This is a genomic window from Shimia sp., assembly GCF_965227725.1.
Taxonomy (GTDB): Bacteria; Pseudomonadota; Alphaproteobacteria; order Rhodobacterales; family Rhodobacteraceae; genus Shimia.
Map to the genome: position 1 here is coordinate 535,001 of NZ_CBDDGH010000006.1, position 16,232 is coordinate 551,232.

Sequence of the window (16,232 nt, forward strand, 5' to 3'; positions counted from 1 at the left end):
CCTCTAAAACCAGCTATAGATCGTAGACTTGGTAGGCCGTTACCCCACCAACTATCTAATCTAACGCGGGCCGATCCCTCTCCGATAAATCTTTCCCCCGAAGGGCGTATAAGGTATTACTCTCCGTTTCCAGAGGCTATTCCTTAGAGAAGGGTACGTTCCCACGCGTTACTAACCCGTCCGCCGCTCACCCCGAAGGGCGCGCTCGACTTGCATGTGTTAGGCCTGCCGCCAGCGTTCGTTCTGAGCCAGGATCAAACTCTCAAGTTGAAACGCTGTTACCAGCGTATCCTTGACGTTCGAACCTCTGCACATCTCATCCAGGAGGCTAATCCCGGATGAACTCAAACTGTTCAATGTGCTCAGGTACCAAAGGTACCGAAAGCCACCAAACAGTGAAGCTGTTGTAAACTCTATTATCAGCCGAAGCCTAAGAGCCGATATGCAGGTGTTTGTTCATCGAAAGAACCAAACCGCCCTCATATCTCTTCAGTGTCATCACAATGTCAAATAACGTCGGAGCCCAAACAAGAACCCCAGAGACAAAACCACCAGACCGCGCCGAAAAACCTCCTAGCGCAACCCGCTGATACTGCTCGATATTTCCAGAACTTCCCAACCCAGAGCGCCGCTCCCTGCCAGTCCGTCCCGCCGTTGTGCGCCTCAGCGCCGCCGGTGAAGGGGGTTCTAGTGCTGGTACGAATGAGTCGCAAGCGCTTTTTGACAGGAAAATGAAAAAAACTGCCCCGCTGCATGTTTTTTTCGCAAAAGCCCTGTTTTTAAAGGGTTTGGGGAAGTGGAAAAATTGGAGCAGCAGCCTTTGACGCTGAGAACGGGGCTTTCCCGAAGCTGAAACCGCCCGTTTTGCCTTGGCAAACCATCACACCCGCCGACTCGCCCTGCCCGAGACGTGAAAAGGGGCGCATCATGCACCCCCTTTATATGTTCAGTCAGACTTTTCGCTCTGTGAGATCAACACCTGATCCATTGCCTGCAATGTACGCTCACTGGCACCACGGTGTTCGGCCATGAATATCGCGGCCTCTTTGAGCGGGGCCTCTCTTGGGGGCCAGAGCGCAGCCGCCATCGCTTCCGGTGTGTCAAAGCTTTTGGCCACACCGGCCGCTTCGGCCTCCGCAAAGGGGAATTCGATGGGCCAGGTTTCCGGGCCTGTGATCGGAGGTTTGCCAACTGCCAGCGGCTCAATGATGTTATGCGCGCCTGCCGGGGTGAAGCCGCCGCCCACGATGACCTGATCGGCCAGGCCGAGATAGAAGTACATTTCGCCAAAGCTGTCGCCCAGCAGGACATCGGGCATATCCGCCAAGGCCTCTCCAAATACAGCCAGCCCCGCTGTGCCTGCCTCAGCCACCTGACTGCGCGCGCGGACAGAAAGCCCTGCGTCTTGCAGCATCCGGCCAACCGCCTCAAAGCGTTCGGGCGCACGTGGCACATAGACAAAGAGCGGCGCCGGGGCGCTGTCCTTGGCGGCAGCGGCGCGCAACGACAGGATCATGTCGCGGAAGATCTCTTCTTCCCCCGCGACGCCTGAGGCAATGGTGATCACCTGGCGGCCATCCGCGGTGAGCTGCGGGCGGACCTGCGCCGCCGCATCAAGCAAGGCCTGCGGGATCGGCTGATCAAACCGCAGCTCACCCGTGACCGTGATGTTCTGCACCCCGACAGAGGCAAAGCGCGCGCGCTGGATCTCTGATTTCACAAAGGCACCGGCCACGCTGGCAATCACGCGTTGTCGCAAACGCAGGCCCTTGCCGTCTTTGGCAAAGGCCCCTGACGTATATTGAGAGTTACACAGATAAAGCGGCACCCCGGCGCGGCGCGCACTTGCGATCATCGCTGGCCAGATCTCCACCTCCAGCGTGAGACCAAAGCGCGGGCGGCAGGCGCGGTAAAACCGATGCAGGCACCAGTGCATGTCCAAAGGCACCCAAAGCACCGCGAGGCGACCCTCGGCAATCTCCTTGGCAAACTGGCGTTCACTCTCTTCGCGTCCCGCAGGGGTGAAGTTGGTGAGGATCACCTTATCACCACGCGCCAGTGCGAGCCGGATCATACCAAGGGCAGAGCGCACTTCACCAAGGCTCACCGCATGAAACCAGATCGCCTCCTGCGGCAGCGCGCGCCCGTAAAAGCCGAAGCGCTCTTTGACATGGCGCAGATACCGCGGATCTTTGCGTCCCCGCATATAGAGGTAGATCATCAGAAATGGCAGCAAAGGTACCCAAAGCAGCCGGTAAAACAGATTGAAGAGCGTCAGGATCATGGCGCAGCCCTTAGCAGCGCAAGCAAATCGCGGGCAAGAGGCGTGAGACCTTCGCGTGCGCGCACGACCAAAGCCTCCGCTTTCTGCCGCACCTGCGCTGCATCTCCGGCCTTGTCCACATTGGCGAGGACATCGGCAATATGTGCGGCCGCATCAGCCCCCGCGCATTCTGTAGCAAGGCCCACCTGCGCCAGATCAGCATAGTCTTGTCTGAAATTGCTGGTATTGGCCCCGTGCAAGACCGCGCATCCCTGCCCGATCGCCTCCCACGGGTTATGCCCGCCCACATCGCCTGCAGAGCCGCCGACAAAGGCGATGTCTGCCAGACGGTACCACAAACCTAATTCCCCGAAGGTGTCTGCCATATAGACCTGATGCTCCGCCGAAGGCGCCGCACCTGTGCTGCGCAGCTCATAAGACAATCCGGCGTTGGCCAGTGCATCGCCTATCTCTGCGCGGCGGTCAGGCACACGCGGGGCCAGTATTAGGAGTGCGGAGGGCTCAGCGCGCAAAAGGTCTTGATGCGCCGCAATCACCAGCGCCTCATCCTCTTTATGTGTTGAAGCCGCAACCCAGACTGTCCGGCCTTCGGTCTGGGCTTTCACAGCGCTCAAGGCCGCCGCATCCACCAAAAGCGGATCAGCCGCGGGTTTGAGCGATCCCATTTGGCGGGGCGCTTGCGCTCCCAGATCGCGTAGGCGCGCCACGCTGTCTGCGTCCTGTCCGGCGACCAGATCAAACAGCCGCATCAGATCCCCAAAGGCAGAGCGAAACCGGGCGCGGCTTTTATGGCCCGCTTCCGTGATCCGCGCATTGATATAGGCCAGCGGAATGCCACGGCGCGCGGTGTCGCAAATGGCGCCGGGCCAAAGATCTTGCTCCGACCAGATCGACAGATCCGGTTGCCAGTGATCGAGGAAGGCCGCCACAAACCGGGGGCCGTCCAGCGGCAGAAACTGGTGGATGGCATTGGCCGGAAGGTTCGCCCCCATCACCTGCCCCGAGCTGCGCGCGGTTGACGTCACCAGAAAAGAGACATTGGGTGCCTGCCGCGCCATCTCCTTAAGCAAGGGGCGCAAGGCCAGCACTTCGCCCAACCCAACCGCATGCAGCCAGATCACTATGCCTTCGGGGCGCGGCACAGAGCTTTGTCCCAGTTTTTCCGGACTGCGTGCGGGATCATCTTTGCCCTTTGCCACGCGCTTGGCGACCACGCGACGCATCAAGGGCTGCAGCAGTGGGCGCAGCGCAAGGTAGCTGCGCAATTGCCATCCGAGAACAAGCGGGTTTTGCGTCAAGAAGAGGTCCCTTTTTGTGCGGCCCGCCCAAGTGCAGCGGCAAGCTTCTCTATACACAGCTCGGCCCCTTTTGCCACGTCCTGCAGACATGCCCACTGAGTGCGCGCCTATCGCGTACCACCACGTCTCGGCGACACACCGGAAGACACCGCGCAGGCGGCCTCTCCCCTGATCCAGCCGGTGCCTGCGTAGTTTTCTTCAGAAAAATCTATGCAAAGTAGATCTTTATCTTGCCTCAACGGAAGCTTGGACCCATAAATATTGCTAGGGCTGCGTGTCTCGTTAAACTTAAAATACTGTAAAACAATAATTTTTCTCGACAGGCCAGATTGAGCACAGTTTCCGCCATCCAACGTCACACAACCCTGATGACATCCGCCCCGCTCAGCGGCGTATGGATCTTAAATCCCCCTTAACATGCCTCATGCAGAGTCAATGCGCCCCCTGCGGCCGGACAAAAGGACCGGAATACGAATGCAACTGACCGCCCATTTGCGTAGGATTTTAACGCTCGTTTTTCGACGCGCCTATATTCCGTCTTTTATTGCTGTGCTGGTCGTCTCCTCCTTCGCCATCTACACGGAACAGCAAAACGACACGATTGCGCGGCAGGAACAGCGCTCTCTGGCGTTCAGCGAGACCAGCCGGTTGCGGGCACAGATCGAAGGCGAAGTGGGCGCCCGCATTCAGCTTGTGCGCGGCATTGTTGCCGCCTTCTCAGATGACCTGGACATGTCTCAGGAGCGCTACAGCGCCCTGATGAGCCGCATCACAGGCGGCACCGTGGAATTCATCAACATCGCCGCCGCGCCCGACCTTGTGATCACCCGGGTCTATCCCCTGGAAAGCAACCGCCCCGCCCTCGGCTTGAACTACCATGAGAATGAGGCCCGGCGTCAGGTGGCCTATCAGGTGCGTGACACAGGCGAAATGGCGATCGCCGGCCCCCTCAATCTGGTACAGGGCGGCGTGGGGCTGATCGCCCGTCTGCCGGTCTGGGATGAGCGTGACGGCGAGCGGCGCTTCTGGGGTCTGATCGCCGCCGTGATCGATGCCGAACATCTTTATGAGAGCGCCGGCCTGCGCGATCCCGATCTGACACTGGATATCGCCCTGATCGGCAAGAACGGCAAAGGCGCTGAGGGGGAGCTTTTCTTCGGCAATTCCGAGGTGCTGAACGACGACCCCATCCTGATGGACATTCAACTGCCGAGCGGCACATGGCAGATCGCCGCCCGCCCCAAAGACGGCTGGCTACTGCACGCTCCCAATATCTGGGGCGAACGTATCTTCTTCCTTGTGGCCTTTGTACTGGTGCTCTCCTCCACCCTCGCCGCCGCACGCCTGTCTGAACAGCGCCGCGCGATGATCGTGAAACTGCAAAAACGCGACGAGGAGCTTGAACGGCTCTCTCTGGTCGCCAAACACGCCTCCGACAGCGTGCTGCTGTCGGATCCAACCGGCAAAATTATCTGGGTGAACGACGGCTTCACGCGGATGACCGGTTACGCCTTTGACGACGCCGTAGGCCGCCACGCGGGCGAGTTGCTCAACGCCAAGGAAACCGACCCCTACACAGTCGAGACGATCAAACGGCACCAGAAGCGCGGCGAGCGCTTTCATACCGAAATCCTCAACCGCACCAAATCCGGCAAACTCATCTGGGTGGACACCAATATTTTCCCCGTGCTGGATGAAGACGGCAAGGTGGTCATGAGCATCGGCATTGAGCGGGAGATCACAGAGACCAAGCGCTATGAAGCCGAACTGGCCGACGCCAAACGCGCCGCAGAAACCGCGGATCGCGCAAAATCCGAATTCCTCGCCAATATGAGCCACGAAATCCGCACACCGATGAACGCGATCATCGGCATGTCCGAACTGCTCTCTGAATCTCCGCTGTCCAGCGAAGACAAGCAGAATGTGACCACGATCCGCGAGTCCGGCCACGCGCTGCTTAAGATCATTAATGACATTCTGGATCTCTCCCGCCTTGAATCCGGCAAACTCGACGTCTGTGAGGTTGATTTTGATCTCCACCGCTGTATCGACAGCGTGGCCGATCTGCTGCGCCACAAAGCCGAGCAAAAGGGCCTCTTCCTGACGGTTGAATACAAAGAGGGTGTCCCCCAAAAGCTGCGCGCCGATGACGGCCGCCTGCGCCAGATCCTGATGAACCTGATCGGCAACGCCGTGAAATTCACCAGCGAAGGTGGTGTGCGGGTTGTCGTCAGCCGCAGACCCGGCACCGAATTTGGCATCTCCATTGACGTCATCGACACCGGCATCGGCATCTCGCCAGAGCAGGCACGCCATGTCTTTGACCGCTTTTCTCAAGCCGACGCCGCGATCACCCGATCCTTTGGCGGCACCGGCCTTGGCCTCACCATCTCGACCATGCTCGCGCGTCGGATGGGCGGCGATATCAGCCTGTGTGAAAAATACAATCAGGGCGCCTGCTTCTCCGCCACCATCATGGGCAAGGCCCCCATCGGCGAAACAGAGACGAGGTTGAGCATCTCAAGTTTGCGCCCGAACATCTCTACGGCACCCGTATTCTTCTGGCAGAGGACAACAAAACCAACCGCCTGCTGATCCGCAAATATCTCGCAGATTATCCGCTGGAACTGATCGAGGTCGAAAACGGCGTCGAAGCGGTGGAATATTGCAAACTCGACAGCCCTGATCTGGTGCTGATGGACATGTCGATGCCTGAGCTGGACGGCCTTCAAGCCACCCGTATCATCCGGGAGCTGCCGATCAAACAACCGCCCATTATTGCGCTTACGGCCAATGCGTTTGCCAGCGACAAACAGGCCTGTCTTGAGGCGGGGATGGATATGTTCCTGTCAAAACCGATCAACAAGACCCATCTGTTGCACACGCTTTCGGCGCATTTGGAGCAACGGCTGGCGTCTTAGAACCTGCAGTTCCCTTGAAGGCTTTGCAGGCGCCCGCCTGGGATAAGCGCCACATCAAAAAGGCCGCGCCCTTCAGCGCGGCCTTCTGTTTGCTTAAGCGGCTGGCATCCGCTTCTCAACGATCTCTGCCCACCAGCTACAGCCTGCCGGGATGGCTTCATCATTGAAGTTGTATTCCGGATGGTGCACCGCCGCGCCCCCTTCGCCGTTGCCCACAAGAATGTAGGCACCGGGGCGCTCTTCCAGCATATAGGCAAAGTCTTCGCCGCCCATCACCAGCGGGGCTTCCTCACATTGGCCGGAAATGGATTTCGCCACTTCTGCGGCAAATTCGGTCTGCACTTCGGAGTTCACCATCACCGGATAGCCACGGTGATAGGTCACATCCGCCGCGCCGCCAAAGGTTCCGGCCATACCTGCACAAATCGCCTTGATCCGCTGTTCCGCAAGATCACGCATATCCGCGCTCATAGTGCGCACGGTGCCTTTGATCTGCACTTTCTGTGGGATCACGTTGAAGGCCTTGGAGCTGGTTTCAAAGCTGGTGACAGACACCACAACCTGTTCCACCGGGTTGGCGTTGCGGCTTGCGATGGTCTGCAGCGCCACCACCGCCTGCGCCGCCATCACGGTTGTGTCCACCGTCTCCTGCGGCTTGGCCGCGTGACCACCCTTGCCTTCAAAGGTGATGTCAAACTGGTCAGTCGCCGCAAAGAAGGATCCGGGACGGATCGCAAAGCTGCCAAGCGGCATGCCCGGCCAATTGTGCATGCCGTAAACCTCCTGGATGCCCCAGCGGTCCATCATACCGTCATCACACATTTCTTTGCCGCCGCCGCCGCCTTCTTCGGCTGGCTGAAAGATCACAACCACCGTGCCGTCAAAGTTGCGGGTCTCGCTCAGGTATTTAGCCGCGCCAAGCAGCATCGCGGTGTGGCCGTCGTGGCCGCAAGCGTGCATCGCACCCGGCGTCTTGGAGGCATACTCCAGCCCGGTCTGCTCATGGATCGGCAGCGCATCCATATCTGCGCGCAGGCCAATCACCTTGCCGGAGCCGGTTTCCTTGCCTTTGATCACACCGACAACACCGGTGCGGCCAATCCCTGTCACGACCTCATCGCAGCCAAAAGCTTCAAGCTTCTCGGCCACAAGCGCGCTGGTGCGGTGGGTTTCAAACAGGATTTCAGGGTTTTCGTGCAGATCACGTCGCCATGCGGTGATTTCATCATGCAACTCTGCAAAACGGTTCTTGGTTGGCATCTCGTTTCCTCGCTGTAACTCTTGCCTTAGGCCGCTGGCATGCGGCGCTCGATCACTTCCGACAGAAAGCTGCTCCCGTAAGGGATCGCATCGTCGTCAAAATTATATTCCGGATGGTGCAGAGACGCGCTGTCCCCATTGCCGATCATGATGAAGGCACCGGGCCGGGCCTGCAACATATAGGAGAAGTCCTCGCCGCCCATGCTGATATCCGCGAGATTGCAGCTGCCGGAGATCGCGGTAACCACATCTTCGGCGAAGGCCGCCTGCTCTTCTGAATTGATCGTCGCAGGCGTAATGCGTTGATAATCCAGCGTGGCTTTGCCGCCAAAGCTCTCAGCCACCTGCGCCACGATCTCTTCAATGCGCGCCTGCACCATGTCCTGCGTCTGCGGCACAAACGTGCGCACCGTGCCTTTCAGCGTGGCGGTGTGCGGGATCACATTGTAGACATCAGATCCGGTCTGAAACGACGTCACCGAGACCACAGCGCGCTCCACGGGGTCGACATTGCGGCTGACGATGGATTGCAGCGCCATGTGCATCTGCGTGCCTATCAATGTCGGATCCACCGTGTCCTGAGGGTGCGCCGCATGGCCGCCTCTGCCCTCGATATGGATGGTGAAGAAATCCACCGCCGCCAGCAGCGGCCCTTTGCGCACGCCAAACTCACCCACAGCCATGCCCGGCTGGTTGTGCATGCCGTAGACTTCCTGAATGTTCCAACGGTCCATCATACCGTCTTCCACCATGGCCAAGGCGCCATTGCCGCCTTCTTCGGCGGGCTGAAAGATCAGTGCAACAGCGCCATCAAAGTTGCGGGTCTCGCTCAGATACTTGGCAGCGCCCAGCAGCATGGCGGTGTGGCCGTCATGTCCGCAGGCATGCATCGCCCCTTCATGGGTTGAGGCATACTCCAGCCCGGTCTGCTCCTGCATCGGCAGCGCATCCATATCGGCGCGCAGGCCAATCACTTTGCCGGACGCATTGGTCTTGCCCTTGATGATGCCCACCACGCCGGTGCGCCCCACACCGCTGACCACCTCGTCACAGCCAAACTCCCGCAGCTTGTCCGCCACAAGCGCTGCCGTGCGGTGGGTTTCATAAAGCACCTCCGGATGGGCATGAATGTCACGCCGCCATTCGGTGATCTCAGCATGCAGCTCGGCAAAACGGTTCTTAATAGGCATCTGTGTGTAATTCCTGATCGGGTCTTTATACGTCTTTTACGGGCATCCGGCGTTCAATCATCTCGGCATACCAGCTGCTGCCAAAGGGGATCGCCTCATCCTCAAAGTTATAGGCCGGATGGTGACATTGAGCGCTGTCGCCATTGCCAAGGTGAATATAAGCCCCCGGGCGCTCCTCCAGCATGAAGGAGAAATCCTCCGCAGGCATGATCGGATCCACATCCGGGTCCACATTGGCCTCCCCCGCCACCGCCTGCGCAGCTTCAATCGCAAAGGCGGTCTCCGCCTCGTGGTTCACGGTGACCGGATAGCCATTCTCCCAGGTCACTTCTGCAGTGGCACCAAAGGCCAGCGCCGTATGGGTCGCCACCTCCCGGATACGCTGCTCCACCAAAGCGCGGTTGTCGTTGTCCAGCGTGCGCACCGTGCCCTTCATGCGCACCTTATGCGCAATCACATTGGAGGCGTTGCTGTCGGTCTCAAGCGTGCCGACTGTCAGCACCACCCGCTCGATCGGTTTCACATTGCGCGCCACAATCGACTGAAGCGACACGAGAATCTGCGCCGCCACCAATGTGGTGTCCACCGCCGCCTGAGGTTCCGCCGCATGACCGCCCTTACCGGTCACCTCAATCTCAAACTCATCTGCTGAGGCCATCAGCGCACCGGGCCGGATGGCAAACTGGCCCACCGCCAGTCCCGGCGCATTGTGCATGCCATAGACCTCCTGAATGTTCCAACGGTCCATCATCCCGTCATCACACATCTCTTTGCCGCCTCCGCCGCCTTCTTCGGCTGGCTGGAAAATCATCACCGCCGTGCCGTCAAAATTGCGCGTCTCCGCAAGGTATTTCGCCGCCCCCAAAAGCATCGCCGTATGCCCGTCATGGCCGCAGGCATGCATCTTGCCCGGCACTGTGGAGGCATAGTCCAGCCCGGTGATCTCCTCGATCGGCAACGCATCCATATCCGCACGCAGCCCGACAACGCGCCCCTTGGTGTCCGTGCGCCCCTTGATCACCGCCACCACACCGGTGCGGCCAATCCCCGGCGTGATCTCATCGACGCCAAATTCCTTCAGCCGCGCCTCCACAAAGGCCGCCGTTTCCTGCACGTCAAACATCAGCTCCGGATGGGCATGCAAATGCCGGCGCCAGCCGGTGATCTCTTCCTGCATCTCTGCAAAGCGGTTCTTGATCGGCATCCCCTGCGCGCTCCTTACGTCATCCCCATGTGCTGATCCGCAGAGACTGAACGATTGTTCATTCCAGAGCAAGGGGGCACGTCAAAATTCTCCCATGCGCCGCGCACGGCCCGCCCGCACACCGCGACACATGCCCAAATTCACGACGACTCGCAGCCCCTCGGCAAAATCGCTAGGGTCACGCCCATGCGTACTTGGATCCGCCACCGCGCGGCGATTCTGATGATCTTCCTGCTCACCGTGCTCGCTGTGGCCGGTGGGGTCTGGCGCTATGGCTATGGTCAGGCGCTGGAACAGCTGGCCCGCCGGGGCGAGGCCGATCTGGCTTTGGGCGCTGATCGCTTGACCGCACAACTCAAGCGATATCAAGAGCTTGCGGTTCTAATGGCAGAGCACCCGACCCTGCTGGCCCTGGCCAACAACCCGGCCATCACCACAGCCCAACGCGGCCACGCCCTCCTGCTGGAGGCGGCAGACAAAACCGCCGCGCTGGATCTCATCTATGCCCGTGCGGACGGCACCATCCTTGCCACCGCACAGGAAACCGCCCCGCCCCCCAACGCATTGTCTGAAACACCCTATTTCAGGCGCGCACTTCAGGGCGCACTGGGGGCCCACCACGAAGTCGACCTGCGTTTTGACCGCCGCGCCTTTTACTACTCTGTTCCAAGCTTTTCCTCAGATGGCGCGGTCAGCGCCGTGCTCACAGTGGTGGTGGATGTGGAAGATGTCGAAGGCAACTGGCGCGGCGATGGCCCCACCGTGTTCTTTATCGACGATCTGAATGAGGTCTTCATTTCCAACCGATCCGAACTGGTGTTCTGGAAACGCTCCCCCGATGGGCAAAGTCTGATCCCCCCGCAGGGAATCGCCCCGACCTTCAGATCCTACACCCGCGCCGGATTTGAAATCTGGCAACTGGACTGGGGGCCTTATATCCCCGCGCGCGGGCTGCACATCGTGCAGGACCTGCCGGTGATTGATATGGTGGCCGAAGCCATCGTCGACGTCAGCCTTGCCCGCCGCATTGCCGGGCTGCAGGCAGGCACCATCGCCGCAATCTTTATGATCTTTGGCCTGATCCTCCTGCAGGTTCTGGAACGCCGTCGCGTTCTGACAGAGGCCAATGCCGAGCTGGAAAACCGCGTCACCCTGCGCACGCAGGCGCTCAGCGCCACCAACGAGGCTTTGCGCCGCGAAATCACCGAGCGCGAAGAAGCCGAAGCCGCGCTCAAAAAGGCGCAGGCCGACCTCGTGCAGGCTGGAAAGCTCTCTGCCCTTGGCCAGATGAGTGCGGGCATCAGCCACGAACTCAACCAGCCGCTTATGGCGATCCAGACCTTTGCCGAAAACGGCACCCGCTTTCTGGAACGGGACAACAGCGGCAAAGCGGGCGAGAACCTCACGCGCATCTCACAGATGGCCACACGCATGGCCCGCATCATCAAGAACCTGCGCGCCTTTGCCCGCAATGAAAACGAGCCGACAGGCCGCATTGATCTGGCCGCCGTCATCACGCAGGCCGTTGAGCTGACAGAGCCGCGCCTTCTGCAAGACGACATCACCCTCAACTGGTCGCCGGACGCGCTCAATACCCCGGTATATGTGCGTGGCGGCGAGGTGCGCCTGGGGCAGGTCTTTGTGAACCTCATCACCAATGCGGCTGACGCCATGGCCAACCGCGCGACCCGACAGATCGACATCACCATTCAATCCGCCCCGCGCCTTTGTGTGCTGATCCGCGACACGGGGCCGGGGATTGACGCGCCCGACAAGATTTTTGACCCGTTTTACACCACCAAAGAAGTTGGCTCTTCTGAGGGTATGGGCCTCGGCCTCTCTATCAGCTACGGATTGGTCCAGAGCTTTGGCGGCAACATCCGGGGCAGCAATCACCCGGAAGGCGGCGCGCTCTTCACCGTTGAATTGGAACGCTGGCCACAGGAGAGCGCCGCATGACCTCCCCCCTGCCCGAGGCTGCCACGCCCGTCCTCGTCGTGGACGACGATCCGGTGGTGCGCGAGGCCCTCACGCAAACGCTTGAACTTGAAGACTTTCCCGTGATTGCCGCAGGTTCGTTTGTCGAAGCCAAAGATCACATCACCGCGCACTTTACCGGCGTAATCCTTTCGGACATGCGCATGCCCGGGCGGGATGGCTTTCATCTTCTGAATTTCGCCAAGGAAGCGGACGCCGAACTGCCGGTGATCCTGCTCACAGGCGAGGGCGACATCCCTATGGCCGTCAAAGCCATGACGCAGGGGGCATTTGGATTTCTGGAAAAACCCTGCGCACCAACAGAGCTTGTGGCCGTGATCAACCGCGCACAAAAAGCCAGGGCCATGGCGCTCGAAAATCGCCGTCTGAAGGCCCAGCTTGAAACCGGCGACGCTGCCGCGCGCTGGATATTTGGTGTCTCCGAGCAATCTGAGACCCTGCGCCGTCGGGTGCGTTCCGTTGCGCGCATCCCAGCCGAAGTTCTGGTCAGCGGCCCGCCCGGCGCGGGCATCTCCAAAGTGGCCGAAGTGGTGCATCTTTGCTCCCCCTTCAGCAAAGGCCCCTTTGGCAAACACACCACCATCGACATGGATGTCACGCGCTTTGAACAGGCGGTCGAGGACGCCGCAGGCGGCAGCCTGTTTCTGGATGAAATTCAGGCCATGCCGATGCAGACCCAGTTTGCGCTGCTGTCGCTTTTGGAAACCGAGGATCATCCCCGCCTGATTTTTGGCAGTGCTGCGGATCTGTCAGAAGCCGTGCAAGAGGCGCGCCTGCATGCCGATCTCTTTTACCGATTGGACGCGCTGCAGGTCCGCATACCCGCACTGTCTGAACGCCCCGAGGACATTCCGGTGATGTTCCGACAATACGTCGCTCAGGCCGCCGAACAAGCGGGCGTCACCGCCCCCGAGGTCACGCCTGAGGTGATCTCCGGCCTCATGGCGCAGGACTGGCCCGGCAATGCCCGCGCGCTGATGAGTGTTGCCATGCGCTTTGTGCTGGGCCTGCCCGGCGAAGAAACTCAAAGCGCCTCGCTTGGTCTTGCCGAGCAGATGGCACAGGTGGAGCGCTCCCTGCTGGCCGAAGCCCTGCGTAAACACCAAGGCCGCGCCGCCGCAGCGGCCGAGACCCTCAAGCTGCCGCGCAAAACCATGTATGACAAACTTGCCAAATACGGCCTCAAGCCAGACACGTTCCGATGACTTCTGAACATATCGCACCAGACGCCGCGCCGTCGCACAACCCTGCCCCTGCAGATCTGACACGGCAAAGCGCCTGGCGCGCCATCGCCGCGATGTTTGCCCTCAACGGCGGGCTCTTTGGCATCTGGGCCTCGCGCATCCCGGCCTTTAAGACAGCCCATGATTTGTCCCACGCCGAGCTGGGCGGCCTTCTGCTCTTGCTCGCCGGCGGCGCGATCTGCGCCTTCCCGATCGCCGGTCGTCTGGCCGACACTTACGGCGCTGCGGCGGTGACCCGCATCCTCGGTGCGGCCAATCTGGTGTGCGTCGTCGCACTCGCCGCCTCCCCCAGCATTTGGTTTCTCGCCCCGGCGCTCTTTCTCTTCGGAGCCGCGCACGGCGCGATGGATGTCACCATGAACGCCTGGGGCGCTGAGGTCGAACGCTGGGCCAAACGCCCGCAAATGTCGTCTTATCACGCCATGTGGAGCCTTGGTGCCGGGCTGGGTGCGGCCAGCGGCTACGGCGCGATCAGCCTTGAGATTGCGCCGCTCTGGCATTTCATCGCCATCGGAGGCACTTGGACAGCCCTTATGCTCTGGATCGGTCAGATCCCGTGGACCTCCCCCACCAACCGCAGCAACCCGGCACCGGTGTTCTCCCTTCCCACCGGCCCCCTCGTGCTTGTGGGCCTTCTGGCCCTTGGCGCCTCCATGGGGGAAGGGGCGATTGCGGATTGGAGCGCGGTCTATCTGGTCGACATCGGCAACGCACCGGAAAACTGGGCCGCCATGGGCTATGCGCTGTTTTCTGTCGCCATGGTGGCCATGCGCCTTGCCGGAGACCAGATCACCCGCCATGTGGCCCCCGTCACCGCCGCCCGCATCAGCGGCTTTGTCGCCGCCATCGGCGCGCTGCTCACCGTGCTCTTTCCCGTGCCCGCCATCATGCTGACGGGCTTTGTGCTCATGGGTCTGGGCTATGCGCTGATCTTCCCGCTGGCCTTCAGCCGCGCCGCCAACGACCCCGTTGTGCCCCCCGGCAAAGCCCTCGCGGCCACCGCCACCTTCGGTTATGGCGGCATGCTGCTTGGCCCGCCACTGATCGGGTTCATCGCCAATGCCACATCTCTTCGGGTGTCTTTTGCAGTGCTTGCCGGCCTTGCGCTCATGATCGCCGTGCTCGCCAGCGCCCTGCGTCGCACCTAAACGCTAGGGGCGCGTCCCCAAAGACGCGCCCGCAGCTTATCTTACATCTTGGCGCGCTCAGCCTTCAGTGCCAGCCACAGGCAGTAGCACATCATCAGCACCACCAGCGTAAACGGAATGCCCGTGGACACCGCCGCCCCCTGCAGCGCGGCCAACCCGCCGCCCAGCAGAAGCGCAATCGCCACCAGACCTTCCAGCGTGCACCAGAACACCCGCTGCACCACCGGCGCATCCATCTTCCCGCCTGCGGTGATCGTATCAATCACCAGCGAGCCGGAGTCTGACGAGGTCACAAAGAAGATCACGATCAGCACCAGCGAAATCGGCGCCACCACCGAATAAAGCGGCAGCTCCTTGAGGAAGCCAAACAGCGCACCCTCTGGCTTATAGGCGTCAATCACGGTCGCCTTCACGCCTTCCGCACCACCGGCGTTCAGCATGTCAATCGCCGCACCCCCAAAGGTGGACATCCACAGCGCACAAACCGCCGTCGGCGCAATCAGGGCACAGAGCACAAACTCACGCACCGTCCGCCCCTTGGAAATGCGCGCAATGAACATCCCCACAAACGGCGACCACGCGATCCACCAGGCCCAATAGAACGTCGTCCAGCCATGGAAGAAGCTCGTATCCTCTCGCCCAAACGGGTTTGAGAGCGCCGGAAGCATCGCCACATAATCCGTCATCACAGAGAAATACCGCGCAATCGCCGTGCCGACGCCCGTGACCACAATCACAAAGACAAACAGGGCCACCGCCATGATCATATTGATCTCTGACAGGCGCTTCACCCCGGCATCCATGCCGAGCATAACCGATCCCAGCGCAATCACCGTGATCCCGATGATCAACAGCACCACAACCGTGTTGGTAGGTTCAATGCCAAACACCTCATTCAATCCGGCGGCCACCTGCTGAGCGCCCAGACCAAGCGACGTGGTCAGGCCAAACAACGTGGCAAAAACCGCTAGAATATCAATGGTGTGGCCCCACCAGCCCCAGACGCGATCCCCCAAAATCGGATAAAATGCAGAGCGCAGTGTCAGCGGCAGATCAAGGTTGTAACAGAAAATCGCCAGCGACAGACCAACTGCGGCGTACACCGCCCAGGCCTCAAGCCCCCAGTGGTGAATGGTGCCCACAACGCCGACATATTCATTGCCCGGCTGGGTGATATCCACATTCAGAGGCCGCGCACCGCCGCTTTCGGCAAAGTTGTAGTAAACCGGTTCCAGCACGCCAAAAAACAGCAGGCCGATCCCGATACCAGCGGCAAACATCATCGCGATCCAGCCCGCATAGGAATAATCCGGCCGCGCATCTTTACCGCCAATCCGCACAGAGCCCACCGGCAGCACAACAAGCGCCAGCACAAACAGCGTGATCGCATTCACAGAAAGAACAAGAAACCAATCAAAGGTGCTGGTCAGCCACGGCCTGAGCCATCCAAAGAAGGCCGCAGAGGCTTCCTGATTGGCCAGCGAGATCAGCACAAATGCACAGATCAATATACTAGAAATAAGAAATACAGGATTGTGTATATCAAGTCCGAATGGCCTGATGTTGTCCTGCCCGAGCTCGTATTCCGTTTCGAAATCCCAGACTCTTGGGTCCGGATCGAGCATTTTTTTGGTCTCAGACATAGTCTACCCCTTTTGCACGAAGTCCAGTGATCCAAGCGTTGC

11 protein-coding genes and 1 rRNA gene (1 of these 12 cut by a window edge) are annotated in these 16,232 nt (G+C 60.2%); 5 read left to right on the plus strand and 7 right to left on the minus strand.

Annotation, left to right across the window (positions count from 1 at the left end; translation table 11 throughout):
• The 3 genes from ACO07T_RS20195 to ACO07T_RS20205 form a co-directional block, all read right to left on the minus strand.
• Nucleotides 1-270 (minus strand): 16S ribosomal RNA (locus ACO07T_RS20195); it reaches 1,190 nt to the left of the window's first position.
• A 676-nt stretch (nt 271-946) separates the two neighbouring features.
• Nucleotides 947-2,284, minus strand: a complete 1,338-nt coding sequence (locus ACO07T_RS20200) for a 3-deoxy-D-manno-octulosonic acid transferase (protein WP_422050895.1) — start codon at nt 2,282-2,284, stop codon at nt 947-949.
• Complete coding sequence (locus tag ACO07T_RS20205; protein ID WP_422050896.1) at nt 2,281-3,582, minus strand: 3-deoxy-D-manno-octulosonic acid transferase; 1,302 nt, start codon at nt 3,580-3,582, stop codon at nt 2,281-2,283. Before ACO07T_RS20205 ends, ACO07T_RS20200 begins: the two co-directional genes overlap by 4 nt.
• 474 nt (nt 3,583-4,056) lie before the next feature.
• Here ACO07T_RS20205 and ACO07T_RS20210 point away from each other — a divergent pair, with 474 nt between their 5' ends.
• Nucleotides 4,057-6,177 (plus strand): ATP-binding protein, encoded by a 2,121-nt coding sequence (locus tag ACO07T_RS20210; protein ID WP_422050897.1) that lies wholly within the window; start codon nt 4,057-4,059, stop codon nt 6,175-6,177.
• Nucleotides 6,177-6,503 (plus strand): response regulator, encoded by a 327-nt coding sequence (locus ACO07T_RS20215; protein WP_422051057.1) that lies wholly within the window; start codon nt 6,177-6,179, stop codon nt 6,501-6,503. The genes ACO07T_RS20210 and ACO07T_RS20215 overlap by 1 nt, the downstream gene beginning before the upstream one ends.
• 93 nt (nt 6,504-6,596) lie before the next feature.
• Here ACO07T_RS20215 and ACO07T_RS20220 read toward each other — a convergent pair whose 3' ends face one another.
• The 3 genes from ACO07T_RS20220 to ACO07T_RS20230 are packed head-to-tail and all read right to left on the minus strand — an operon-like array spanning nt 6,597 to nt 10,157.
• Entirely contained in the window at nt 6,597-7,763 is a 1,167-nt protein-coding gene (locus tag ACO07T_RS20220) for a M20 aminoacylase family protein (RefSeq protein WP_422050898.1), read from the minus strand.
• Nucleotides 7,764-7,789: 26 nt separating this feature from the next.
• The gene (locus ACO07T_RS20225; RefSeq protein ID WP_422050899.1) at nt 7,790-8,953 is read right to left on the minus strand and encodes a M20 aminoacylase family protein; all 1,164 of its coding nucleotides are present in this window, start codon (nt 8,951-8,953) and stop codon (nt 7,790-7,792) included.
• Nucleotides 8,954-8,978: 25 nt separating this feature from the next.
• On the minus strand, nt 8,979-10,157 hold the full coding sequence (locus ACO07T_RS20230; protein WP_422050900.1) for a M20 aminoacylase family protein: 1,179 nt from the start codon (nt 10,155-10,157) through the stop codon (nt 8,979-8,981).
• A gap of 186 nt (nt 10,158-10,343) precedes the next feature.
• On the opposite strand from ACO07T_RS20230, the gene ACO07T_RS20235 reads away from it, so the two are divergent.
• Genes ACO07T_RS20235 through ACO07T_RS20245 form a run of 3 tightly spaced genes read left to right on the plus strand, consistent with a single transcriptional unit; the run spans nt 10,344 to nt 14,547 of the window.
• On the plus strand, nt 10,344-12,116 hold the full coding sequence (locus ACO07T_RS20235) for an ATP-binding protein (protein WP_422050901.1): 1,773 nt from the start codon (nt 10,344-10,346) through the stop codon (nt 12,114-12,116).
• Nucleotides 12,113-13,360, plus strand: coding sequence for a sigma-54-dependent transcriptional regulator (locus ACO07T_RS20240; protein WP_422050902.1), 1,248 nt, complete (start codon nt 12,113-12,115; stop codon nt 13,358-13,360). The genes ACO07T_RS20235 and ACO07T_RS20240 overlap by 4 nt, the downstream gene beginning before the upstream one ends.
• Nucleotides 13,357-14,547: an MFS transporter gene (locus ACO07T_RS20245; protein ID WP_422050903.1), complete on the plus strand. Its 1,191-nt coding sequence runs from the start codon at nt 13,357-13,359 to the stop codon at nt 14,545-14,547. Before ACO07T_RS20240 ends, ACO07T_RS20245 begins: the two co-directional genes overlap by 4 nt.
• A 41-nt stretch (nt 14,548-14,588) precedes the next feature.
• On the opposite strand, the gene ACO07T_RS20250 is transcribed toward ACO07T_RS20245, so the two are convergent.
• Nucleotides 14,589-16,190, minus strand: coding sequence for a BCCT family transporter (locus tag ACO07T_RS20250; RefSeq protein ID WP_422050904.1), 1,602 nt, complete (start codon nt 16,188-16,190; stop codon nt 14,589-14,591).
• Between the last annotated feature and the right edge of the window lie 42 nt (nt 16,191-16,232).

What these genes read in the sequence shown, in the direction of transcription:
- ACO07T_RS20230 (WP_422050900.1), bottom strand. Translation starts at nt 10,157, where the DNA reads ATGCCGATCAAGAACCGCTTTGCAGAGATGCAGGAAGAGATCACCGGC.
- ACO07T_RS20240 (WP_422050902.1), top strand. Translation starts at nt 12,113, where the DNA reads ATGACCTCCCCCCTGCCCGAGGCTGCCACGCCCGTCCTCGTCGTGGAC.
- ACO07T_RS20220 (WP_422050898.1), bottom strand. Translation starts at nt 7,763, where the DNA reads ATGCCAACCAAGAACCGTTTTGCAGAGTTGCATGATGAAATCACCGCA.
- ACO07T_RS20210 (WP_422050897.1), top strand. Translation starts at nt 4,057, where the DNA reads ATGCAACTGACCGCCCATTTGCGTAGGATTTTAACGCTCGTTTTTCGA.
- ACO07T_RS20225 (WP_422050899.1), bottom strand. Translation starts at nt 8,953, where the DNA reads ATGCCTATTAAGAACCGTTTTGCCGAGCTGCATGCTGAGATCACCGAA.
- ACO07T_RS20235 (WP_422050901.1), top strand. Translation starts at nt 10,344, where the DNA reads ATGCGTACTTGGATCCGCCACCGCGCGGCGATTCTGATGATCTTCCTG.
- ACO07T_RS20250 (WP_422050904.1), bottom strand. Translation starts at nt 16,190, where the DNA reads ATGTCTGAGACCAAAAAAATGCTCGATCCGGACCCAAGAGTCTGGGAT.
- ACO07T_RS20200 (WP_422050895.1), bottom strand. Translation starts at nt 2,284, where the DNA reads ATGATCCTGACGCTCTTCAATCTGTTTTACCGGCTGCTTTGGGTACCT.
- ACO07T_RS20245 (WP_422050903.1), top strand. Translation starts at nt 13,357, where the DNA reads ATGACTTCTGAACATATCGCACCAGACGCCGCGCCGTCGCACAACCCT.